The organism is Mesorhizobium sp. WSM3859 (assembly GCF_002295065.1).
Classification (GTDB): domain Bacteria; phylum Pseudomonadota; class Alphaproteobacteria; order Rhizobiales; family Rhizobiaceae; genus Mesorhizobium.
This window is the reverse complement of the sequence record NZ_NSGG01000013.1, coordinates 185,934-207,283: the sequence shown is the minus strand read 5'-3', so window position 1 is coordinate 207,283 and position 21,350 is coordinate 185,934. Positions and strand designations below refer to the sequence as shown.

General features: G+C 61.9%; 23 protein-coding genes and 1 tRNA gene. 14 read left to right on the top strand and 10 right to left on the bottom strand.

What is annotated here, in order from left to right; translation table 11 throughout:
- The first annotated feature begins 486 nt into the window (after positions 1–486).
- From CK230_RS24700 to CK230_RS24655, 10 genes are read left to right on the top strand one after another with little or no spacing between them, the layout of a single operon-like run.
- Complete coding sequence (locus tag CK230_RS24700) at positions 487–693, top strand: Flp family type IVb pilin (protein WP_095819736.1); 207 nt, start codon at positions 487–489, stop codon at positions 691–693.
- A 30-nt stretch (positions 694–723) separates the two neighbouring features.
- The gene (cpaB, locus tag CK230_RS24695) at positions 724–1,821 is read left to right on the top strand and encodes a Flp pilus assembly protein CpaB (protein WP_245430053.1); all 1,098 of its coding nucleotides are present in this window, start codon (positions 724–726) and stop codon (positions 1,819–1,821) included.
- A 51-nt stretch (positions 1,822–1,872) separates the two neighbouring features.
- Positions 1,873–3,318 carry a type II and III secretion system protein family protein gene (locus CK230_RS24690; protein WP_095819734.1) on the top strand — a complete coding sequence of 482 codons (1,446 nt, stop codon included), beginning with the start codon at positions 1,873–1,875 and terminating at the stop codon, positions 3,316–3,318.
- Entirely contained in the window at positions 3,305–3,607 is a 303-nt protein-coding gene (locus tag CK230_RS24685; RefSeq protein WP_095819733.1) for a hypothetical protein, read from the top strand. The genes CK230_RS24690 and CK230_RS24685 overlap by 14 nt, the downstream gene beginning before the upstream one ends.
- A 45-nt stretch (positions 3,608–3,652) precedes the next feature.
- Positions 3,653–5,170, top strand: a complete 1,518-nt coding sequence (locus tag CK230_RS24680) for a pilus assembly protein TadG-related protein (protein ID WP_095819732.1) — start codon at positions 3,653–3,655, stop codon at positions 5,168–5,170.
- A complete protein-coding gene (locus CK230_RS24675; RefSeq protein WP_245430052.1) occupies positions 5,097–5,672 on the top strand; it encodes a TadE/TadG family type IV pilus assembly protein in 576 nt (191 codons plus the stop codon). Before CK230_RS24680 ends, CK230_RS24675 begins: the two co-directional genes overlap by 74 nt.
- Entirely contained in the window at positions 5,666–6,301 is a 636-nt protein-coding gene (locus tag CK230_RS24670; protein WP_095819730.1) for a TadE/TadG family type IV pilus assembly protein, read from the top strand. Before CK230_RS24675 ends, CK230_RS24670 begins: the two co-directional genes overlap by 7 nt.
- Entirely contained in the window at positions 6,298–7,461 is a 1,164-nt protein-coding gene (locus CK230_RS24665; RefSeq protein ID WP_095819766.1) for an AAA family ATPase, read from the top strand. Before CK230_RS24670 ends, CK230_RS24665 begins: the two co-directional genes overlap by 4 nt.
- Positions 7,448–8,029, top strand: a complete 582-nt coding sequence (locus tag CK230_RS24660) for a L,D-transpeptidase (RefSeq protein ID WP_095819729.1) — start codon at positions 7,448–7,450, stop codon at positions 8,027–8,029. Before CK230_RS24665 ends, CK230_RS24660 begins: the two co-directional genes overlap by 14 nt.
- Positions 8,026–8,586: a hypothetical protein gene (locus CK230_RS24655; RefSeq protein WP_095819728.1), complete on the top strand. Its 561-nt coding sequence runs from the start codon at positions 8,026–8,028 to the stop codon at positions 8,584–8,586. The genes CK230_RS24660 and CK230_RS24655 overlap by 4 nt, the downstream gene beginning before the upstream one ends.
- A gap of 27 nt (positions 8,587–8,613) precedes the next feature.
- Here the strand turns inward: CK230_RS24655 and CK230_RS24650 are convergent, their stop codons facing one another.
- Positions 8,614–9,099: a hypothetical protein gene (locus CK230_RS24650; protein ID WP_245430051.1), complete on the bottom strand. Its 486-nt coding sequence runs from the start codon at positions 9,097–9,099 to the stop codon at positions 8,614–8,616.
- 256 nt (positions 9,100–9,355) lie between these two features.
- Here CK230_RS24650 and CK230_RS24645 point away from each other — a divergent pair, with 256 nt between their 5' ends.
- Positions 9,356–10,051, top strand: coding sequence for a thermonuclease family protein (locus tag CK230_RS24645; protein ID WP_245430050.1), 696 nt, complete (start codon positions 9,356–9,358; stop codon positions 10,049–10,051).
- 269 nt (positions 10,052–10,320) lie between these two features.
- Complete coding sequence (locus CK230_RS24640) at positions 10,321–11,067, top strand: GGDEF domain-containing protein (RefSeq protein ID WP_245430049.1); 747 nt, start codon at positions 10,321–10,323, stop codon at positions 11,065–11,067.
- A 66-nt stretch (positions 11,068–11,133) separates the two neighbouring features.
- On the opposite strand, the gene CK230_RS24635 is transcribed toward CK230_RS24640, so the two are convergent.
- Positions 11,134–11,208, bottom strand: a tRNA-Cys gene (locus CK230_RS24635).
- A gap of 304 nt (positions 11,209–11,512) precedes the next feature.
- Here CK230_RS24635 and CK230_RS24630 point away from each other — a divergent pair.
- On the top strand, positions 11,513–12,418 hold the full coding sequence (locus CK230_RS24630; protein ID WP_095819725.1) for a LysR family transcriptional regulator: 906 nt from the start codon (positions 11,513–11,515) through the stop codon (positions 12,416–12,418).
- Here CK230_RS24630 and CK230_RS24625 read toward each other — a convergent pair.
- From CK230_RS24625 to CK230_RS24610, 4 genes are all read right to left on the bottom strand, one after another.
- Positions 12,402–13,106, bottom strand: coding sequence for a peroxiredoxin-like family protein (locus CK230_RS24625; protein ID WP_095819724.1), 705 nt, complete (start codon positions 13,104–13,106; stop codon positions 12,402–12,404). The two genes, CK230_RS24630 and CK230_RS24625, sit on opposite strands and share 17 nt — an antisense overlap.
- Positions 13,107–13,231: 125 nt before the next feature.
- The gene (locus tag CK230_RS24620) at positions 13,232–14,626 is read right to left on the bottom strand and encodes an NAD(P)/FAD-dependent oxidoreductase (RefSeq protein WP_245430048.1); all 1,395 of its coding nucleotides are present in this window, start codon (positions 14,624–14,626) and stop codon (positions 13,232–13,234) included.
- 32 nt (positions 14,627–14,658) lie between these two features.
- Positions 14,659–15,810, bottom strand: a complete 1,152-nt coding sequence (locus CK230_RS24615; RefSeq protein ID WP_095819723.1) for a patatin-like phospholipase family protein — start codon at positions 15,808–15,810, stop codon at positions 14,659–14,661.
- Between the two features lie 22 nt (positions 15,811–15,832).
- Positions 15,833–16,615, bottom strand: a complete 783-nt coding sequence (locus CK230_RS24610) for a 3-hydroxybutyrate dehydrogenase (RefSeq protein WP_095819722.1) — start codon at positions 16,613–16,615, stop codon at positions 15,833–15,835.
- A 252-nt stretch (positions 16,616–16,867) separates the two neighbouring features.
- Between CK230_RS24610 and CK230_RS24605 the strand changes: the two genes are divergently transcribed.
- Positions 16,868–17,779: a LysR family transcriptional regulator gene (locus tag CK230_RS24605; protein ID WP_095819721.1), complete on the top strand. Its 912-nt coding sequence runs from the start codon at positions 16,868–16,870 to the stop codon at positions 17,777–17,779.
- Between the two features lie 61 nt (positions 17,780–17,840).
- Here the strand turns inward: CK230_RS24605 and CK230_RS24600 are convergent, their stop codons facing one another.
- The 4 genes from CK230_RS24600 to CK230_RS24585 form a co-directional block, all read right to left on the bottom strand.
- On the bottom strand, positions 17,841–18,305 hold the full coding sequence (locus CK230_RS24600; RefSeq protein ID WP_095819720.1) for a DUF302 domain-containing protein: 465 nt from the start codon (positions 18,303–18,305) through the stop codon (positions 17,841–17,843).
- A gap of 41 nt (positions 18,306–18,346) precedes the next feature.
- Positions 18,347–19,549, bottom strand: coding sequence for an MFS transporter (locus tag CK230_RS24595; protein WP_095819719.1), 1,203 nt, complete (start codon positions 19,547–19,549; stop codon positions 18,347–18,349).
- 91 nt (positions 19,550–19,640) lie between these two features.
- On the bottom strand, positions 19,641–20,141 hold the full coding sequence (locus CK230_RS24590; protein ID WP_095819718.1) for a cupin: 501 nt from the start codon (positions 20,139–20,141) through the stop codon (positions 19,641–19,643).
- Between the two features lie 186 nt (positions 20,142–20,327).
- The gene (locus tag CK230_RS24585; RefSeq protein ID WP_095819717.1) at positions 20,328–21,242 is read right to left on the bottom strand and encodes a LysR family transcriptional regulator; all 915 of its coding nucleotides are present in this window, start codon (positions 21,240–21,242) and stop codon (positions 20,328–20,330) included.
- Between the last annotated feature and the right edge of the window lie 108 nt (positions 21,243–21,350).

Here is a 21,350-nt window from a genome sequence, read left to right as displayed (position 1 = left end):
CCCCCTTATATTTTCCCCGGGTCGAAACTAAGCGTTAACCACGGGGGGCACAAGCGGCCTGGAGGACACACTAGAGGTATTACTTGCGACATAGTTAAGAAATCGAGTTTGATAAATCGTTTTATTTTTTACTTGCTTGGCGATGACCGACCAAAGTCCTAAGACTTTTGGTGACTTTCGAGAAATCGGCCCGCTAACCCTCTTGATATAAACGGATATGTCGTATTTCTAATGTGGCAACCTCTGGCCGCGGGTGTGGCCGAATTGTGAATGAATGGTTAAGATCGCTTGAAAAGCGAAGCGAATCAAGCTGTTGTGGAAGCTGAGAGAACTTCAAATCGAGTATTGAAAGGTTAAAGGACTGTTAATCCGTTTGACCGGATTTTTAGCGCGACCTAGGATTGAACGTGACGGGGGATGCTTGGGTATGGAGTTCATCCTTGGCTCTGTCTCGTCGGGTTCAAACCTCCAAAGGGAGAAATTGGCATGAAGAAGCTCATGGCGATGGCCCGGCAGTTCCGCGATGATGAAAACGGCGCTGCTATGGTCGAATATTCGATTCTGATCGGCATCATCACCGCTGCGGTGATCACGTTCATTATCGCTGTCGGCGTGTATGTCACCAATGCATGGAGCACCCTGTGCACCAATCTCGCGACCGACGCCGTGAACGGCGCGGGCATGAACTGCTAAGCTAGACATGGCCAGGCCCGGGGACGCCTCTTGGGCCTGGCCGAACTGATATTGCAATCTCGGGCTGAGCCCGAGCTGCAAGCGCCGAGGCGGGTCCAAGGGGTTTGGGAAATGCGCGCCAATACACTCATCATGATTGTTCTCGCCGGTATATTCGGCGTTCTGGCGGTCGTGCTCGTCAACATCTGGCTGGCGGGGCAGCGCAACGCAATGGCCAATGGTGTGCAGGCCAGCACGGTGGTGGTCGCGGCGGTGCCTTTGAAATTCGGAGACGCGCTGAGCGCCGACAAATTGCGCGAAATTGCATGGCCGGCGGGAGCGGTGCCTACGGGCGCCTTCAAGACGGTCAAAGAAGCGATGACCGGTAACGGGGCGCGCCAGGCGCTGCAATCCATCAGCGCGAATGAGCCGGTTCTCGCTGCAAAGATCACCGGCCCGGGCCAGCGCGCCACGCTTTCGGCCGTTCTTGACGAGGGCATGAAGGCCGTTTCCATCAGGGTCAATGACGTGCTCGGCGTAGCCGGCTTCGTCTTCCCTGGCGATCGCGTCGATGTACTGCTGAGCCGCACGGTTCGCGACAATGACGGCGCCGATAAGAGTTTCGTCGATGTGCTGCTGCAGAGCGTGAAGGTGCTTGCCGTCGATCAGGTCGCGGATGCGACCAAGGACAATCCGACTGTCGTCAAGGCGGTGACTGTCGAAGTGAGCACGAAAGATGCGCAGAAGCTCACATTGGCTGCAGGCGCGGGCCAGTTGTCCCTGGCTTTGCGCCAGGCTGCCGGCAGCAAAGGCGAGATGAACGAGCGGGTGACGCTGGCGGATCTGACCGGCGACACGCCGGACGATGTCGCCAAGCGCCAGGCCGAGCTCGACAGGCAGGCGGCCGAGGAAGCGGCGCGCAAGCAAGCCGACGAGAAGATTGATGGCCTCGCCAAGGCGGTGGAACGGGTCGGCACACAGATCGATCAGATGAGCAAGACAAAGCCCGTCACGGTCGTGGCCGCCGCGCCTCAGCCACAGGTGAAGGAAGTGATCAAATACGTCCGGCCGGAACCGCCGAAGCAAGCGACGGTCGGTGTTTTCCGTGGTATCAAGCTGGAAACATACGAGGTGCCGCGACAAGACTGACGAAAGTCGGCGCGGCGGGCTGCCACAAGCAGCAAATTGGGGAGACGGGGAATGCAGGGATTTTGGTTCAGGATAGCGGCGGCGGCGCTATCCATAGTGGGGGTGTCAGCGATCTCTGCGGCGCCGGCTGCCGCGGCTGACCGCTTCATCGACGTGTCGAGCCCCTCGCTGCACCGCGTCTTCGTGCCCGTTTCCCAATCCGCCACGATCCAGGTGAACGCCACTTTGGGCGATATCGTGGTCGGCGACGAGAAGATCGCCGACGCGCAGCCGATGACCGACAAGACGCTGTATATCATCGGCAAGAGCGTCGGCACCACCACGGTCAATCTGTTTTCTGAAGACAAGCGTTCGCTCGGCGCCATCCAGATCGAGGTGGGCCAGGATGTCAGCGACATGGCGGTGGCCATTCGCCAGGTGGCGCCGAAGGCGCGCATCGAGATCGGTTCGATCAACGGTAAGATTCGGCTGAGCGGCCACGTCAAGGACGCCGCGACGCTGGCATCCATCGTCGAGGTCACCCAGCAATATGGACCCGACGCCATCATTAACGCCGTGACGATCGACGACAGCGAGCAGGTCAATCTGTCGGTGCGCATTCTCGAGGCCAAGCGCAATGCTGGCCGCGATCTTGGGGTGTCGATCAGGAGCACGAATAGCCGAGGCACGACTCGAACCGGTACGGGCGATGCGGCAGTCGATAAGGATAATATCGTCCTCGGGCCGGGCAATCTTCTAAGTGGGCTTCTGTCTGGTTCAAACCCGTTCGCCGCTCTCATCACCCGCGTCATCGACAACAACCTTAAGGTTGATCTGATCATCGAGGCGTTGGAGGCAAAGGGCGTCGTGCGTACGCTCGCCGAACCGAACCTCACCACGGTTTCCGGTGAGACGGCGAGCTTCAATGCCGGTGGCGAAGTGCCGGTGCGCAGCGTCAATGCACAGGGAGAGGTCGAGATCGTATTCAAGCAATTCGGCGTCAATCTGAACTTCACGCCGGTGGTGCTGGACGACGGTAAGATCCACATGAAGCTGGCGCCGGAAGTGAGTGACTTGAACGGCTTCACAACTGCAGGCGACCCGATTTTCACCAATCGCAAGCTGTCGACCGTGGTCGACCTGCGCGACGGCCAGAGCTTCGCCGTGGGCGGCCTGCTTTCGAGCAAGAACACAATACAGCAAGACCAGGTGCCCTGGCTTGGCCAGGTGCCGATCGTGGGAGCACTGTTCCGCAATTCGAGCACCCAGAAGGAAGAGACTGAACTGGTTGTCATCGTGACACCACATCTGGTGCGGCCGGTGAAGCCTGGCGAACAACTGGCGACACCTTTCGACAAGACGAAGCCGGCCAACGATCCGGAGCTCATGCTGCTCGGCCAGCTCGAGGTCAACAAGGACATGATTCGCATGTACGAGCATGGCGACGGCGTCACCGGCCCCTATGGCCACATGCTGGATGTCAAATCGAAGGACAAGCTGGTCTATGTCAAGAAATAAGCTCCTGCTCGTTCTTCTCGGCACCAGCCTACTCGCGGGTTGCGCGGCCGACTATCTGCACAATTACGACACGATGACGCTGGCTTCCGGCGACTCGCAGAAGGCCAACCAGCTGCTGCAGACGGTCGATCCGTACAACCCGGCTTCCAACAACACGAAGATCGAGGGCGATGGCGCACGTTCCGTCGGCGTCGTTCAGAAATACAAGCTGCCCCCAGGCGGGTCCGCGCCGACGACGAACATGACAGTCAATGTCGGGCCGTCGAGCGCAACCAGCGGGGTAAACTAAAGAGAAGGATGCGGCGCGTCGGGCGCGCGAGGACACCCGACACGAATGGAGAGTAGGGCCATGTTGGGGACCATTCGTGAATTCTGGAACGATCAGCGCGGCATCGCGATGATCCTCGTTTCCGTTATGCTGCCGGTTCTGGTCGGCTTTGCATTGCTGGCGATCGACATGAGCCGCGCGAGCGGGCTGCACAGCGATCTGCAAAAAGGTGTCGACGCGCTTGCGCTGGCCGGCGCGGCGGAACTCGATGGAAGAGCGGACAGCATCACGCGCGCCAACAACGCCATCAATAACCTGGTCGCCAACAGAACGCTCTTTTCAACGGATGGCCTCCACCAGATAGCGCGCGCCGACATCACCGTGGCCTATCTGACCGGGATCCCTGCCAGCGATGACACGGGTCTCGGGGCCAACGGTGTCGACGCCAACGGCGTTACCTGGGCGAGCACCGATCCGACAGCAGTCAGCTTGGTCGTCGTCACCTTGAACGCCTCGAGCGGCGGCACGTTCGAAAGCTTCTTCCCTGTAAGCTTTACCAGCGGCAATGGCGGTTTCGATATCCGACCGCAGGCTGTGGCCGGTTTCGTCCAGTCGATCTGCGAAACCGTGCCGCTGTTCATGTGCAACCCGTTCGAGACGACGACGCCGGCAACCAGCAAGACGATCCAGCAAGCCTTTGCCTCCGGCGATACCTATGGCCGGGAGTTCCGCATCCTCAAAGTCGATTCCAATCCAGGCCCCGGCAATTTTGGACTGATCGATAACAATCTGAGTTCGTTGCGCGATGCTATCGCCATGGGCACGTCAGGCGTCTGCTACAACCGAAATGCGCTCACCACGAAGACCGGCGTCACCCTTGGCCAGGTCAACACCGGCCTCAATGTCCGGTTCGACCTCTACAGCGGCTCGCTGAACAAGTATGATAGGGACTCCAATTATCGTCCGGCGAGCAACGTTCGGAAGGGCCAGAAGACCGGCTGCAGCAAATACGATCCGGTGACCGACGGGACGGCGCTACCCCTTCCTCCAGGCACAAACTACAATGACTCCAAGGGTATGTCAGACCCCATCACCGCCCAGAACTTCTGGAGCAATTACTGGCTGATCAACCATGGGACGGCTTATCCAAATGTCCCGAGCGCCACAAACCCGACCGGCTCCAAGACCGCTCCAGCGTCACGTTTTGACGTCTACAAATACGAGATCGCCAACGGGCTTGTCGGTGACAAATCGAAGGCGCCGACGAAGGAAACCGGAACGCCTTCTTGCTTCAAGGGTGCCACACCGACGCCCGACCCTGACCGCCGTCGGCTCAACATGGCAATCGTCAACTGCATAGCGAACCAGGCAAAGATCAATGGCCATACCCAATTGAAGCCGGACGGTTATGTCAGCGTGTTCATCAATACTCCGGTTCAGAAGCAGGACAACACCAAGGACCCCGAAGACCCATCAGCCGGCGAGAAACCGATCAGCCTGGAGATCGTCGATGTCGACGGCGCATTTGCCAACAACACTCTTGTCGACAAGGCGTTTCGGAACGAAGCGCAGCTCTACCGGTAAAGCCATGTTGACCCCGCTCAAACAAATCATCCGCCGTTTCACGCGCGACGACGACGGGGCCATCCTGGTCGAGATGACCCTTGTGACGCCTTTCGTGTTGCTGTTGTCGGCCGGCGTCTTCGAATTTTCGAATATCCTGAATACGCGCATGCTCCTCGATGCCGGCGTCAAGGACGCGGCCCGCTACATGGCGCGCTGCAGCAGCGATTGGAACACTTGCTCCGGATACGCAACAAATCTTGCCGTGAATGGCGCCATAACCGGCGGCAGCGCAAGAGTTCCAGGATGGACCACCGGCCAGGTTACCATCACCAAGTCATTATCCATTCCAGCGACCGATCCCGCTACCGGCACCGAGCTCTATCTCAGCCCCACCACCAACGTCGAGGTCGCGCAGGTCAGCACGACATTTCCGTATGCAAATCTCGGGCTGTGGTCCTATCTCGGCTTTCCTCAACTCAACCTGACCGTTGTCCATCAGGAGCGTATCTTCGGATGGTGAAACCGCGCAACAAGTTCTGGGCGGCAGAGTCCGGTGCCGCGATGGTCGAAGCAGCGATAGTCATGCCGCTGCTGCTGACCCTCCTGCTCGGCTTCGTGGACTTCGGCTATGCCTTCTATCAGTGGAATGCGGCCGACAAGGCAGTCCAAGCCGGTGCAAGGCTGGCGCAGATTTCGTCTCCAGTCGCCAGCGGGCTTGCGCTCGAGGCAAAAACGCCCAGCAACTCGTTGGATGTCGGCAAAGCGGTTCCAGCCAACACGTACAACTACATCTGCACGGCCAACGCGGCGGGAGCAGTCTCATGTTCCTGCGGAACGGGCGCTACGTGCCAGAGTCTGACCGCAAGTCAGGCCGCCTTTGACTTTATTTTCAACGGCGGCGGCGGCCGGGCTGGAATGCATTCATACCTGCCGATTCTGACAAAGTCCCAGGTCCGGATCCAGTATCAGGCCTCGGGCCTTGGCTACTGGACGCGGCCCGGCGGGCCCGTTCCGACCGTCACCGTCAGCATCGTCAATCATCAATTCCAGTTCTTCTTCCTGGGCGGATTGCTCGGGTTCAACACCATCACCATGCCCTCCATGCTGAGCACGGTCACGGGCGAAGACATGAAGAGCACATGGCCATGAACGCCATCGACACCAGAGTTCTTCCGACCAAGCGAAAGCAGGTGGCGCTGTTTTCGTCCGATCCGAATTTCAAGCGCGACGTCACGACAAGGCTCGACGCGCTGGCGATCTATGACGTCAAGATCTCGGAGGCGGCGGAGTTCCTGAAAGGGCCGCCGGTCGACAGCCGTCCCGGCATCATCATCCTCGATCTCGGCAATGGCGAGCTGCTCGGCCAGCCCGGCGTCGTCGAAGCGCGATCAAAGTGGGCCTCGGTGCCGCTGATTGCGATTTCCGACGAGCTCACCTCCGAGCAGACGCGCGTTCTAGTGCGCATGAACGCCTCCGACTGGCTGCATAAGCCGCTCGACGCCAAGGAGCTGCTCAACGCCGTCACCTTCCACGACACCGGCAACCAGGGCACCAAGAGCCGCATCATCACTTTCATCGCCGCGAGCGGCGGCGCCGGCGCCACCACGCTGGCGATCTCGGCGGCGGAGCATCTGGCCTCGAAGTCGACCGAGCGGGCCGCCTCGACCTGCCTCATCGACCTCGACTTCCAGAGCGCCAATTGCGGCGCCTATCTCAACCAGTTCAACCAGTTCGACCTGACCAGCATCATCGGCCAGCCGGACCGGCTCGATGTCGAGCTGATGGACGTCATCAAGCTGTCGCGGCCGTCCGGCCTCACGCTCTATTCCTTCGAGCGGCCGCAGCTGCCGTTCGAGCCGCACGGTTCCGACTTCGTGTTCCGGCTGCTCGACCTCGTCGCCTACCGCTTCGACGACATTGTCATCGACCTGCCCAACATCGAGACGCCGTGGCACGATTCGGTGCTGCGCACGAGCGACGAGATCTTCATCGTCTTCGAGCTCAACGTCGCCTCGCTCAGGCAAGGCAAGCGGCTCTACAAGAAGATCCGTGAATTGCGCGGCAACAAGGTCAGCATCACGCTGGTCGCCAACAAGCACAAGCGCAAATGGTTCGGCAACCACTTCTCGCGCAGCGAGCTGGAGAAGATCTTCAAGGCGCCGCACATCAAGTCGCTGGCGCTGGACAACGCGCTCTTGGCCGACGCACTGAATCGCGCCATCCTGCCTTCCGAGGTGGACAAGCGCGCTCGCTTCAACAAGGATCTGAAGGCGATGTTCAAGGAGCGGCTGGACAATGCCCAGCGCTAGCTCGAAGCGGCGCGTGATCGCGCGCCTCGCGGCTGCCTGCCTGATCGGCATGGCGTCGACGTCGGCCTGCGATTTTGCGCAGGCCGCATCGGGCCTGCCGCCGCTGCCCGCCATGGGTCCCAGCCTGCGCAGGGCGGTCGCCTTCCAGACGAGCGAACAGCCGGGCACCATCGTCATCCGCAAGAACGAGAAGGCGCTTTACCTGGTGACCGTACCGGGCAAGGCGCTGCGCTACCAGATCAGCGTCGGCCGCGACGGCTTCGGCTGGACCGGAACGGTCAAGGTCGCGTCGAAGACCGAATGGCCGGAATGGCGCCCGCCCAAGGAAATGCGCGCGCGCCGGCCGGAACTGCCGGCCATGGTGCCGGCCGGCCCCTACAATCCGCTCGGCGCCAGGGCGCTTTATCTTTCGCGGGACGGGCGCGACACGCTCTATCGCATCCATGGCACCAACGATCCCAAGGGCGTCGGTTTCGACGGCACGTCCGGATGTTTCCGGCTGACGAACACCGATGTGATCGATCTCTTCAAGCGCGTCGCGGTGGGCGCAAAGGTGGTGGTTGAATGACGATGATCAGCGAGCCGGACGTTCCGGCAATCGAACTCGGTCAACGGGAACACGCTCCGGGAAAGCCTAGCCGGGCCAGGCTGATCGGCGTCGTCGCCGTCGGCGCGTTGCTTGTCACCGCCGTCAACGTGACGGCCGCCGTCTATCTCTATCGCGGCGTCAACGACCTCAAGACGATTGAGGCGCGGCTGGAACAGCTCGGCCAGTTCGAGCAGCGGATCGGCACCCGCATCGACACCGTCAACAACGGTTTCCAGAGCCGGTTCGAGACGCTGGACCGCCAGCTGCAGGCGAATTTCGGCCAGATCAACGGCAATATCGCCAAGCTGGAGCAAGGCCAGCCCGTCGCGGTCAGCGAGCCGGCGGCCAGCGCGCCCGAGCCGGCCATGCTCGACAACACCACGGTGGCGGATGCGTCGGCGGCCGATGAAAGCGGCGCAGATCCTGCCTACACGCAGCCTTCGTTCAAGCGAAAGGTCGCGCCTCCGGGTCCCAACCCATCCTACCAGCGCATCCAGCAGCCGGACGGCAAGGTCTATTACAAGAAGATCAACTGAGAGCGCGGCCCGAGCTGGACCGGCCGGTTACAGATCGCGCTGCAGCGCAAGCATGCGGACCGCGCGGGCCTCGGCGCGCACCCTGGCTTCGCGCAGGAAAGCGACGTGAGTGTAAGCGCAGGCCGCCAGGCCCAGGCATAGCACCAGGCTGTTCTTAAAGCTGAAGTCGAGCATAAGCGAAAAGCGCAAGCCGTTCGGTATGGCGAACGCGGCAATGGTGCTCGCCGTTTCCGCATTGCTGCTCAACGCCATCATCTTGCCGGCAAAGATCAGGGCGGCGTGGTTGGCCAGAAAGAAACCGGCCGACCTTTTTGCCTGGCAAATCATCCAGCAGGCGCCCGCCGCGAAAACAAGGATAGCCGCGTCGACGGCCATCGACCCGCCGAGATAGAGGTGCGCCTGCTGCCAGAACATGGTCGAGTAAGGACGCAACTCCAGCCAAACGCGCCACACAGCGGGGCTGGCCGGATAAAAGCCGAGAAGCAGCGCTGCCGCCCGCTCCGCCGCCAGCATTAGCACCATCAGGGCGGGAAAGGCAAAGAGCAGTACCGGCTTGCGCATCGTGTCATCCCCTCGACATCCAATGGCCGATTCTAGGTTGCATTGGTTGCGCGAGACTTAACGCAACGCCTTGCTTTTCAAGGAATGTCGCTCATGTCTAATGTGTGGACGGGTTCAACGGTCGGGATGGCGCCGTGTCGACAGGAGCTAACGGGCTGGGCTCGAGCAGCATCACCGGCTGTCGGCACGATCCCGCGGGTGCCTTCGCGTGAGCCGGGCGCGGCCGCCCAGCCGCCCGCTGCTGGCGCCGATGCTCGGTGGTCTCGGGCTGCTCGCCGGCATGCTGCTGATCGCCGAGGGCAGGCGCTGGCTGCCGCCCGACCCGCCTTCGTTCACGCCGGCCCAAGATGCCGGCGAGCCGGCCTTTTGGGCCCCGGTGCGAGACACGCGGCCGGGCGAGCCGGCACGCAAGATCGCCGAGGATCTCATTGCGCCGCCGCCGCTCGACCCATCCGGGATCGAGCGCATCGAGCCGCGCCCTCCGCTCGGCGAGCTCGGGCTCGCGCCGCGACCGAAAACACCGATGCCGCGGGAGACGCTGCTCTTTCGCCCGGTCGCGACATCCTCGGCGGTCTTCGAGGCCATGGGACGCACGGTCGCCATCAGCGGGACGACCGACATAGACCCCGGCAGGACCTGCACGTTCGACAACACCGCCTGGCCGTGCGGCCAGCGGGCGCGGGCCGCCTTCAACGCCTGGCTGCGCGGCCGGGCGCTGAAATGCCTGCTGCCGTCGGATGCCGACCGCTTCGCCATCGCCGCGCCTTGCGCGCTCGGCAAGCAGGATGTCGGCGCCTGGCTGGTCTCCAACGGCTGGGCGATGGCCGCTCCCGCCGGCATCTACGGCAAGGCGGAAGCGGTGGCGAGAGAAGCCAGGATGGGCATTTTCGGCCCGCCGCAATAGCGCAATCGCGGGAAAGCCCGTTACAGGTTCCGTCATGGAATTGCGTGAAAGCAGAATGGTCAGAGCGATCGAGCGATTCTAGAAACCGTGGACTGCTCCTGCCGGGCAGGTCATCAAGCGCGCAGGCCGCGGGCCGCGGCCACCTGCGTGGGCCGGATACATCGCTTCCCATGGAGAAGAAGCCGATTTTGCATCAAATTGTACGCTTCCCTGAAACCGAAATTGCAACGGACTCCTGTAAGCCAATGCGACGAACAGGAGATTGGCCCTTGACCGCGAAAACACCGACCGCGCCGGCTCAAACGTGGAAGCATCTCATCTTGCTGGCCGTGCTTGGCACCGCCGGCTGCGTCGCTCTTTCGCTCGCGCTGAACTACCTGATGCTTTTCAGCGACAGCCTGACGCCGTTCGCCCGAGGGGCCGTCACGGCCATCATCGTGCCGATCGCCATCGGTCTGCCGCTGTTTGCCGTACTCGGCTGGCAACAGATCGAGATCCGTCGTTACCGGCAGGAGCTCACCAAATCCGGCACCTACGACCAGCTCACCGGCTGCCTGAACGGCAAAGTGTTCACATCGATGGTCGACAGGAGAGCGGCGAGACCGGCTGGTCCGCGCTCCGGCGCCTTTCTGGTCATCCATCCGGAGCATCTAGCGTCGATCAACCTGCGCTTCGGTCTGGAATGGGGCGACGAGGCCTTGCGGCTGATCGCATCGGCCATCCGGTCCGCGGTGCGCAAGGACGATCTGATCGGCCGGCTCGGAACCTCGATGTTCGGCGTCTTCCTTCCGGGCGCGAGCGAAGAGGACGCCAAGGACGTCGGCGAACGCGTTCGCGGCGCGGTCGGCGAGATCTATTTCGCACCGAAAGGCGACAAGGACGTGCTTTCGATCAGCGTCGGCGGCGTCATTTTCGAGCGCGAGCTGGATTTCGAGGACATGTTCCGCTTCGCGGAGGAAGGCATGGCCGAAGCCCCCGACGAAGCCGGCCTGCGGCTGTCGCACGTCACCAACTGAGCCGGCGCGAGCGGTCTGCTTCTCGGTCGCACCGTAAGCGCAGCTGGGCTGCGGGTGCGCGGGAACTGGAGGCCTCGCCCGGAATTGAACCGGGATTGAAGGATTTGCAGTCCTCTGCGTGAACCATTCCGTCTCGAGGCCTCGCAGGCGAGGCATTGCCATAGGTTGGCGGCAGACCATCGTCAAGCGCTGCCCGATGCGGCAATTACAGGGAAACGCTGGTGCTGCGAGAGAGGATTGAACTCTAGGCAATTTCAATAGAATCAATTGCTTAAGTGCAATTTTGTAACATTGTGACGTCCAGTAAAATGACCATGCCGCTCGACCACGGACGATCCTGTTCGCTCGAAACGGCGGGCGCCTTTGCCCTTGGCCTCCTGTTGCGATAGCATGGCCAGATTAGCTGTGCCTGAAAAATCGAATTTCGCTGAGGGGGCGAGATTTCATGGAGATGCAGCAGGTCCGCTATTTTTTGGCCCTGTCGAACACGTTGAATTTCACCAGAGCGGCCGAGGAATGCAACGTCACTCAGCCGGCCCTTACGCGCGCGATCAAGACGCTTGAAGACGAACTGGGCGGGGAGCTCCTGAGGCGCGAGCGTCAGCACTCGCATCTCACGGAACTCGGGCGCCGCATGCTGCCGTTGCTGCAACAGTGCTATGATGCGGCCACTTCCGCCAAGTCACTGGCCAAAGCTGTGCAAAGCAGTGACGTGGCACCCCTCAACGTCACCATCTCCAACAGCATCAACATAGCGCTGCTGGTTCCGCCCTTCACGGAGCTTTTCCGGGCCTATCCCGGCGCCCACCTCAAGATCAATCGTGGCTCGCCCGCTGCTGTCGTCGACGCGTTGAAGAGTGGCGACGTCGAGCTGGCAATTGCCGGCCCCCTGGGACAGGCCTGGGACCGCCTGGACATATGGCCGCTGTTTCGGGAAGAGATTGAACTCGCTGTAAATGCCGATCATCCACTGGCCCGGCGCAACGAGGCCGACGTCGCATTGGCTCAGCTTGCCGCCGAACCCGTGCTCAGTCGGATCGATTGGGAGACGAGCGAGGAGCTGTCGCGTTCCCTGTCCGCCAGGGGTCTTACGCCTCGAACCGCGCATGAAGTCGAGACCGATCAGGACCTTCTGGCGTTGCTCGAAGCCAACGCCGGGGTCGGCTTCGTGTCGCTGACGGCACCGCGATCCTCGAACACCCGCCGGCTCAAGCTGCGCGATCTGGACGTTTCTCGGATCGTTTCCGTCTATGCGGTAGCCGGCAGGCACCGCTCGCCTGTCGCGACAACGCTGCTCAACCTGTTGAGGGCCGCCGACTGGTCGTCCTTCGGCGTCAGCGAGCCCGCCTGAGCGCCGCGATCAGGTCGTCAATGTCCATGCGGCGGCGGTAGTCCGGATCGACGAAGCGATCCGTGATGATCCCGTCGGTTCCAACGATGAAGGTGGCCGGGATCGGCAGAAACCAGCTGCTGTTGCCCTGATAGTTGGGGAGATCGAACCCCAGGCCCATCAGCCGCTCCATCTCGGCGCCGACCCAGATCGCAAGGTTGAGCGACAATGCATAGCCGTTGTCCATGTCGACCAGGAAGGGAAACTGCGCGCCAACTGCGGCCTTCATCGCTTTGGCAAATTTGCGCCGCTCCGGCATGATCACGACCACCTGTCCGCCCAGCTCCGCGATCTCGCGCTGCACCTCGACGATGCCGATGGCGTTCAAGCGGCAATAGGGGCACCAATGCCCGCGCTGAAAGGTGATGACGGCTGGCCCCTTTTCCAGGATCTGGGCCAGGCTGACGAGCTTGCCCTCGTCGTCAGGCAGGAGGAAACCAGGCATGACCTCGCCCTGAGCCGGCGCCATGGTTCCGGCTCCCTGTTTCTCAAGGCGATCCACCAGTCGCTCTACGGCGTCCGCGAATTCCGCGTTCAGACGGCGAACTGCCGAGGCGATCACTGCCAGCCGTTCGTTTAGAGGCGCATCAAGTTCGATGGCTGCCTGGACGGACTGCTCGAATGTCATTGCCTGGTCGTCGGCGGCCATATCTGCACTTTCACGTGTCCCGCATAGCCTACCACCGTAACCCCTCGGCAATCGCCATGTTTTTCCTGCATGGTTTTGATGCCCTGCGTGCATCGACACATGCCATCGCACCGCCTCCGCCGACCTCAGTGAAGCTTGATCCGCGGTCTGGCGCGCCTGACGATCATCTCGCCGATCGAAGCAAGCGTTGTCTTCGCGAGGCCGTGCACCGCCTTGAGATGCATCTTGTGCAGCGAGCGATAGACGAGCCTTGCAACGAGACCTTCGACCTTCAGCCCTCCGATCAGGCTGCCGAACGCACCGTAGTCGGCGAGTGAAACGAGTGAGCCGTAGTCGCGGTAGCGATACGCTGGCGCGGCATGCCCTGCGAGACGCGCCGCGATCACCTTGGCCATGTGGTCTGCCTGCTGATGAGCCGTCTGGGCTCGTGGCGGCAAGGCGCTTTCTTCGCCCGGCAGCAGACAGTTCGCGCAGTCGCCGATAGCGAACACATTGTCGTCCCCGACCGCGCGCAAGGTTTCGTCGACGATCAGGCGGTTGATGCGGTCGGTTTCTAGACCATCAAGGCCCTTCAGGAATTCCGGCGCCTTGATGCCGGCCGCCCAGACGACCAGTTCGGCAGGCACGAAAAGCTTGTCGCCCAGCCGAATACCGTCTTCGGTCACTTCGGTGACTTTGATCCCGCATCGTATCTGGACGCCCAGCTTGATCAGCAAGCGTGCCGTTGCGCGCGCCATCTGCTCAGGCAGCGCGGGCAGGATCCGCGGCCCGGCTTCGACGATGGTGATGCGGATCAGCCTTTCGAAATCGATGTTGTCGAGGTTATGCGATGCAATCTCCCGCATCGACTTGTGCAGCTCCGCTGCCAGTTCGACACCGGTGGCGCCGGCGCCGACGATGACGCAATGAAGCTGACCAGGCGAAAGCGGCTCATATTGCGCGTTGGCGCGCAGGCATGCGTCGATCATCCGCTTGTTGAACCGGGCGGCCTGCTCCGCGGTGTCCAGCGAGATGGCGTGGCGCGCGGCGCCCGGCGTGCCGAAATCATTGCTGACGCTGCCCACGGCCATGACCAGCGTGTCGTAGCCCAGGACACGTGGCGGGATGACCTGGCGGCCATCATCGTCGAAGCTTGGCGCGACGAAGACCTGGCGCTTGGCACGATCGATGCCAACGGCCTCGCCAATGCGGTAGCGGTAGCCGTGGCGGCTGGCATGGGCGATGTATTCAACCGCGTCGTGCGACGCGCTCAAGGCGCCGGATGCCACCTCATGCAAAAGCGGCTTCCAGATATGGGTGCGGCTGCGGTCGACAAGCGTAACGGAAAGCCGCCGGTTGCCGAATCTGCGGCCGAGGCGCGTCGCCAGTTCGAGGCCGCCCGCGCCGCCGCCCACAATGACCACGCGATGCAGTGACTTGTCCGCGTGCGAGGGAGTCTCCGGGATCGTGCGGAACAGCGCAGCATCGTTGGCAAGCACGGCTTCCGGGATCAACCGCATGCCGGGGGTGATGATCTGCATCGTGGTCTCCGTATCTTTCTCGGCGCGACGCATCACTCTTGGGATTCGTGGATCACGATGCCCTGCAGCATGTCGACCTCGCATTCCCAGGGCTTGTCGGTGAGAACGCGTTGGCCATGCTCGTATCCTGCCTGCCAGCGCGTGCGGATGCCCGAGCGGGTGAAGTCGATGTCCTTGGTATGGTCCTCGCCGTCCAGTCGCGGCGAAAGCAGCCTGACGAGGTGCATGACCGACGGGCAGCCATAGGAGGCGAGTTCCTTGAACATCGGATCCTCGCGAAGCTCCTCGGGCACGAGCTTTCCCATTTCGCGCACGACATGCCGAAGCCGATGCAACTGCTCCTGCCGTGCAACGTGGCTCCGGCCACGGCTGGCGTATTGAAGGTCCTTCTGCCGGCCCATGACCTGCCAGATCGATTTGGGTTCGGTGGCGCGGGGCTGCCACATGTTGACGGCAAAGATCAGCGCGTCTCGCCTGGGTCGCGCATCAAGCACCACCTCGATCGGCGTGTTCGAATAGATACCGCCGTCCCAATAGGGCTCGCCATCGATGCAGACCGCCGGAAACGCCGGCGGCAAGGCGCCCGACGCCATGATGTGCGCCACCGACAGGATCATCTCGCGCGTGTCGAAGTATTTGAGCTCGCTGGTGTTGACGTTGACCGCGCCGACCGTCAGCCGTGTGTGGCGGCCGTTGAGGTAGTCGAAGTCGACCAGATCGTTCAGCGTCCTTTTGAGCGGATCGGTGGTGTAATAGGAGGCATTCTCGACACCGACCTCGCGGTTCACGCCAAACATGGCGCTTGGGTTCGGTTCGAAGAATCCCGGGATGCCGCGCATCACCGTGCCCATATTGGCAAAAATGTTGCTCGGAACCATCATCCGGAAGAACTCGTCGAATGGACTGCTGCGGCTGACGCTGTCCCAGAATTCCTGAAGCCTGGGCAGACGATCGCCGGGCTTGTTCCCGGCAACCAGCGCGGCATTGATGGCGCCGATGGACGTGCCTATGACCCAATCCGGTTCGATGCCGCCTTCGACCAGCGCCTGGTAGACGCCGGCCTGATAGGCGCCGAGCGCGCCGCCGCCTTGAAGGACAAGGACGGTCTGACGCTTGGCTTCGTCCTGGTGGGCGACCGCCGGTTCTGCTTGCGGGGCCGATAGGTTTTGCGTGATCTTGTTCATGGCCTTCGCTCCTCGTGCAGGTCTAGTGAGCGGTCCAACCGCCTTCGATCGGCATCACGGCACCGGTGATCGAAGCCGCATCGTCCGACGCGAGGAACAGGCAGAGCGCGGCAACCTGCTCGACCGTGACGAACTGCTTGGTGGGCTGCGCAGCCAACAGAACATCCTTGATCACCTGCTGCTCGGTGATCCCGCGGGCCTTGGCCGTGTCGGGTATCTGCTTCTCGACAAGCGGCGTGAGCACATAGCCGGGGCAAACGGCGTTGACCGTGATGCCTTGTTCGGCAACTTCCAGTGCGACGGTCTTGGTCAGACCGGCGACGCCGTGCTTGGCAGCGACATAGGCGGACTTGTAGGGAGATGCAACGAGCGCGTGCGCGGAGGCCACATTGATGACGCGACCCCATTTGCGCGCCTTCATCGGCTGCAACGCGCGCCGGATCGTATAGAATGAGGACATGAGATCGATCGCCACGACCGCTTCCCATTTCTCGACCGGAAAATCGTCGATCGGCGCGACATGCTGAATGCCGGCATTGTTGACCAGTATGTCGACGGCGCCAAACTCGGCGATGGCCTTGTCCATCATCACGGTGATCGCGTCGCCCTTGCTCATGTCGGCATTGTCGTAGCGGACAGCGACCTGATGATCGGCCGCGAGCCTGGCCCGCAGGCGTTCGATCTCGGCGGCGTCGCCAAAGCCGTTCAGGACGATGTTGCAACCTTTCGCCGCGAAAGCTTCGGCAATGCCTTGCCCGATGCCGCTGGTCGAACCGGTGATGAGTGCTGTCTTACCTTTGAGCATCGTCTTGTCCTTTGATTGCGCGGCTATGAGCCATGGCGCGGGTCGGCTCTGGATCTGATGATAAGTATGATGAACCGCCGCAAGCTGCGGAAATGCCGTTGAGACATAGATTCGATAGCTGACGGTCAGATCGTTGGCTTCATGCCCTGGGTGTCGATCGACCCGGTCGGGTTGTTTGACGTAAGGGCAGCTAGTAAGATTGCGTGGCAACGCGGGCGGTGCCGTATGCGCGTCCAGTGAGGGGAGCGTGCAGTGGAGATCAGCCAGGTCCGATACTTCTTGGCCGTCGCCAAGGAGCTGAATTTCACCAGGGCGGCCGAGCAGTGCAATGTCACGCAGCCGGCGTTGTCGCGCGCGATCAAGCTTCTGGAAGATGAATTCGGCGGGCCGCTGTTCCACCGTGAGCGCCGGTTCACTCACCTCACCGAGCTCGGCCGCATGGTCGAGACCTATCTCGAAGGCGTCTTCGAGAATTCTCGCCAGGCAAAGCAGATCGCCGAGCAATATGTGACCCTCAAGAAGATGCCGCTCAAGTTCGGCATCATGAGCACGATCGCTCCGGACGAGATCATCGAGCTCATCGCGGCCGTGCGCGCGCACCACCCGGGCGTCGAGTTGCATCTTTGCGATGCGGATGCGGTGAGCCTCAGGAGAAGGCTGCTCGAGGGCGAACTCGAGGCTGCTATCTACGCGTTGCCTTCAGATGTTGCCGACGAAGAGGTGCACTCCCTGCCGCTTTTCCAGGAGCAGATGGTGATGGCCGTTCACCTGACACATCGCCTTGCCAATCGGCGCGCGGTGCGGGTGAAGGATATGTCAAACGAAAGCTACATCCACCGCAACAATTGCGAGTTCGCTGGCTACGCCGATGCCATCCTTGCCGAACAGGGCGTCACGGTCAGTCCGGTCTACTGGAGCGATCGTGACGACTGGACATTGGCGATGATCGCCGCCGGGCTTGGTTTCGGATTCATGCCCGAGCATACCGTCAGGCATCCCGGCGTGGTGCCTTTGCCGATCACCGAGCCCGAATTCTGGCGGGAGGTCAATCTCGTCACAGTGCGCGGCCGCAGGCACTCGCCCGCGGTCGGCGCATTGGTGCGCGAGGCCACGCAGAAGAAATGGTTCGGCGAGCGGGTGAAGGCGTTGTCCGCCGCCGAGTAGGTTCGCCGCGCAGCATGCTTTGCAGCCCCTGGGCAACGCATCTGTGGCTGCATGTCCTCCATTAGTTCTTTTTGACGGTTGAGGTCACCGACTGAATGACTTCGGTCGCCATCTTGAACTGCGCGGGGCGGTCGGTGATTCCGTGCCGCTTGGCGATCCAGTCGAAATCGCTGTAGGCGGCGTAAACCGAACCGTCGGCGGTCTGGTAGACCAGAACGCGGACAGGCCAGTCGAGCCCGGCTTCGGGGTTGGATGTGATGAAGGTCGTGCCGAGCGCCGGATTGCCGAACATGACGAGCCGCGACGGCCTGACGTCGTTGCCGGCATTGTTGCCAAGCTGGGCCTGGTCGATGACGCCGAAGAATTTGATGCCTTTCTTGAGCACGTCCTTCTTGATGCGGGCGACGGTCTCGGCGACGGAATAGTCGCTCTTCACCGTGACGACGCCGTCCGAGGCGGCGGCCGGTAGGGCGATCGCCACCAGCATGGCGGCGCCTGCAAGCAGAGTTTTGAGTTGGTTGGTCATGTCGGTCTCCTTGGTTGGATAACTAAGTTTCGATTTCAGTCTCAGCTCTTAGGCGTTCGCAGCACGCGCGCGATTGCGATCGCGCCGGCGAGAACCGCGGCCAGCACGACCACACATGCGGTCCAGCCGACACGGTCGTAGATCCGTCCGATGAGGAAGCTGCCGGCGAGCCCGCCCGCATAGTACGATGCGAGATAGATGCCGCTGGCAGCGGCGCGATCGCGCGACGCGGTGCGGCTGACATGCCCCGTGGCTATCGCCTGAGCCAGGAAGGTGCCGACGGCAACGAGCGCCATCCCGCCGAGAACGATCGGAAGACTGGTTACAAGCAGCAGAAGCAAGCCGACGATCGCAAGCGCGAGCGTCGCTCCGATTCCTCCGCTGGGGCCAAGGCTCGCTGCGACTCGGCCGGCAAGCGGGGTGGTCAGCATCGATGGCAGGAAGACGAAATAGACGGCGCCCAAGGCCATCGGGGTCAGCGACAGGGGCACTGCAACAAGCTGAAAGTTCACATAGGTGAAGGTGCCGATAAAGACGAAGAGGATCAGGAAGCCGATCGCGAAACAGGCACGCAGCTCGACGTTCTGCAACGGGGCTTTCCAGGCCGCGCGGGCAGGCTCGCCATCCGCGTCACTGCGCATCATTGCCGAGGTCTTTTGCAGCGTGAACCAGACGAGGGCGGCGCCGAGCAGATTAAGCCCCGCGAAGGTCAGGAAGTTGGTGGAGATGCCGAACATGTCGGCGACGGCCGCCGACATCAGCCGGCCGAAAAAGTTGCTGGCAACATTGCCGGTCACATAGGCCGCAAGCGCGCTCGTGGTCTGCCGCGCCGAAAAATGCTCGGCCAGATAGGCCATCGTCAGCGTGAAGGCTGTCGACATGCAGAGCCCTTGAGCCACGCGCAGCAAGGCGAAAACGACGATGTTGTCCGTCTGCGACAGCAGCGTCGTCGGGATCGCCAGGATGGCCAGGCTGATCCAGATACCGTTGCGGCGATCAATGCCGCGCCCAAAGAGAGCAACGGCGATCCCGGCCACCGCCATGCCGAAGGTGCTGGCGTTGACGGCGAAGCCCATGGTGGCGCGGCTGACGCCGAATTTCACCACCAGCGAAGGCAGGATGGCCTGGGTGGCGAACAGGTCGACGAGCGTCAGGAACGCGATCAAGGCGATCAGTCCGAAGCGCCAACTGTCCGCGGCCACCCTGCGGAGCCCCATCAATTCGGTATGTTCACTGGTCGTCATCACAGGCTCCTGGTCATGCGTCCTCGGGCGATCACCCGAGGACGCGCTGTTGGTTGCTTGCTGCTGGGATCCGCTGGCCGCGACGAGCGGCTCACATCATGTGATCGTTGTGCATCGCCGGCGGCAGAACGTCGGCTGAGTAGAGCACCGCCGGGACCTTGCCGTTGTTCTTCCACCAGTGGGCGAGCTGGCCGAACTCGGCGGTCACGTCGCCGGCCGGATGTTCGATGCCGACCTTGCAGGTGCTGGCGTATTCGGTGATGGAGCCTTCGACGACGATAATGTTGGCGGGGCGAGCCGTGTGCTCATGCCACGGCACCACGCCGCCCGGCTGAACGACAAGCTTGCGCAGACGCAGCATGTTGCCCTTCCACGCTTCGCCCTTCGGGCTGAGGTCGATCGCCGAAAGAACCGTATCCGTCACGCCGACGGGCTTGCTGGGATGTTCCTGGATGTCGGTCGTGGCGGCCCGGCCGGCAGGGCAGTCGCCGGCGAAAACCGGGGCCACCGAAAACGCGGCGGTCGCGGTGAGAAGTCCGAGTGTCAGCGCCAGCTTCAGCGGCACCCGCAATGCAATAGTCTTGGAAGCCATGTCTATTTCTCCTTTGTCGGTGCCCAATCGCGGAAGCGGGGCATAGGACGAGAGTGACGGCAGCCTCGGGAAAAGAGAAATGCTGACTGGCTCTTAATTCGATACCTGAAAACTATGGTGGACGACGGCGCCAGCGCGACTATCCGCCACGACATTTATCGCGGCGTTCGGCTTCATTTCGAATTGCTATGCGGCCGTTTTTCTGGCCGACAGGTCGATGCCGCTTTCCGGCCAGCTGTGCGCCTTGACGCTGTTGACGAAGGTCGATGTCGCCGGCGAGAAGCGGCGTCCGGCCACCACGACGAGCGAGACTTCGCGCCAAACTTCAGGATCGACGACCGGCCTGATCTGCAAACCCGGAATCACGGCGCTGAATTCCGGGATGAAGCAGATTCCCAGCCCGCCGGAGACCATGTTTTGAATCCAGTCTTCGCGTTCGCTGGCGTAGGAGATCCTGAGCTTCACGCCACGCTCATTGCAGAGGCCGGCGAGGTAATCCCGATACTCGCAATTCAGGCGTCTGAGATAGTTCTCGCCGTCGAGTTCCGAGATCGCAACATTGTCGTTGCGGGCCAGCCGATGCCCGTTGGGGAACGCGAGGACGAACCGTTCGCGATAAAGCGGCGTGACGTCGAAGCGCTCCGGAAAACTGTTGCTCGACGCCATGATGGCGACATCGATCTCGCCGGCTTCCAAGAGTTGCGAAAGGGAGGCCGGCACGCCCTCGACAAGCTGCAGTTGGATGCCCTGCTGGCGCCTGTTGAAATCCGTCAACAGTCCGGTAAATCGGCGCGGACCGATTGTGCACATCACCCCAACCTTGAGATTTGCGTTTTCCAGGCAGAGGAATTTCGACGCTTCCTGGCGCACGCCGCTCACCTCGTCGAGAATCTGCTGAAACCGCGGGCGCAACAAGGCACCGAGATCCGTGAGATGGGTCAGGTTCCGCTCGCGGCGAAACAGAAGGCCGCCGACCTCATCCTCGAGCTGTTGGATCGCGCGCGACAGCGCCGGTTGGGTAATGTTGCACTTCTCGCCGGCGCGCGTGAAATTCCGGGTCTCGCAAACGGCCAGGAAGTAGCGGATGTGGTGGATGTCCACGCGTATCGTCCCTCAGCTGCATAGATGCATTTGCATGCTCGAAGACTGCCGCAATGGGTCGCATCATGCCAATGCGCGGGGGCTATAAAGTCGATAGCGTTTCGTCAT

Bases quoted from the DNA above. Each gene is read 5' to 3' on its own strand.
- CK230_RS24700 (WP_095819736.1), top strand. From the start codon at position 487: ATGAAGAAGCTCATGGCGATGGCCCGGCAGTTCCGCGATGATGAAAAC.
- CK230_RS24690 (WP_095819734.1), top strand. From the start codon at position 1,873: ATGCAGGGATTTTGGTTCAGGATAGCGGCGGCGGCGCTATCCATAGTG.
- CK230_RS24685 (WP_095819733.1), top strand. From the start codon at position 3,305: ATGTCAAGAAATAAGCTCCTGCTCGTTCTTCTCGGCACCAGCCTACTC.
- CK230_RS24680 (WP_095819732.1), top strand. From the start codon at position 3,653: ATGGAGAGTAGGGCCATGTTGGGGACCATTCGTGAATTCTGGAACGAT.
- CK230_RS24675 (WP_245430052.1), top strand. From the start codon at position 5,097: ATGTCGACGGCGCATTTGCCAACAACACTCTTGTCGACAAGGCGTTTC.
- CK230_RS24670 (WP_095819730.1), top strand. From the start codon at position 5,666: ATGGTGAAACCGCGCAACAAGTTCTGGGCGGCAGAGTCCGGTGCCGCG.
- CK230_RS24665 (WP_095819766.1), top strand. From the start codon at position 6,298: ATGAACGCCATCGACACCAGAGTTCTTCCGACCAAGCGAAAGCAGGTG.
- CK230_RS24660 (WP_095819729.1), top strand. From the start codon at position 7,448: ATGCCCAGCGCTAGCTCGAAGCGGCGCGTGATCGCGCGCCTCGCGGCT.
- CK230_RS24655 (WP_095819728.1), top strand. From the start codon at position 8,026: ATGACGATGATCAGCGAGCCGGACGTTCCGGCAATCGAACTCGGTCAA.
- CK230_RS24650 (WP_245430051.1), bottom strand. From the start codon at position 9,099: ATGCTGGCGGCGGAGCGGGCGGCAGCGCTGCTTCTCGGCTTTTATCCG.
- CK230_RS24630 (WP_095819725.1), top strand. From the start codon at position 11,513: ATGGAGATGCAGCAGGTCCGCTATTTTTTGGCCCTGTCGAACACGTTG.
- CK230_RS24625 (WP_095819724.1), bottom strand. From the start codon at position 13,106: ATGGCCGCCGACGACCAGGCAATGACATTCGAGCAGTCCGTCCAGGCA.
- CK230_RS24620 (WP_245430048.1), bottom strand. From the start codon at position 14,626: ATGCAGATCATCACCCCCGGCATGCGGTTGATCCCGGAAGCCGTGCTT.
- CK230_RS24615 (WP_095819723.1), bottom strand. From the start codon at position 15,810: ATGAACAAGATCACGCAAAACCTATCGGCCCCGCAAGCAGAACCGGCG.
- CK230_RS24610 (WP_095819722.1), bottom strand. From the start codon at position 16,615: ATGCTCAAAGGTAAGACAGCACTCATCACCGGTTCGACCAGCGGCATC.
- CK230_RS24600 (WP_095819720.1), bottom strand. From the start codon at position 18,305: ATGACCAACCAACTCAAAACTCTGCTTGCAGGCGCCGCCATGCTGGTG.
- CK230_RS24595 (WP_095819719.1), bottom strand. From the start codon at position 19,549: ATGACGACCAGTGAACATACCGAATTGATGGGGCTCCGCAGGGTGGCC.
- CK230_RS24590 (WP_095819718.1), bottom strand. From the start codon at position 20,141: ATGGCTTCCAAGACTATTGCATTGCGGGTGCCGCTGAAGCTGGCGCTG.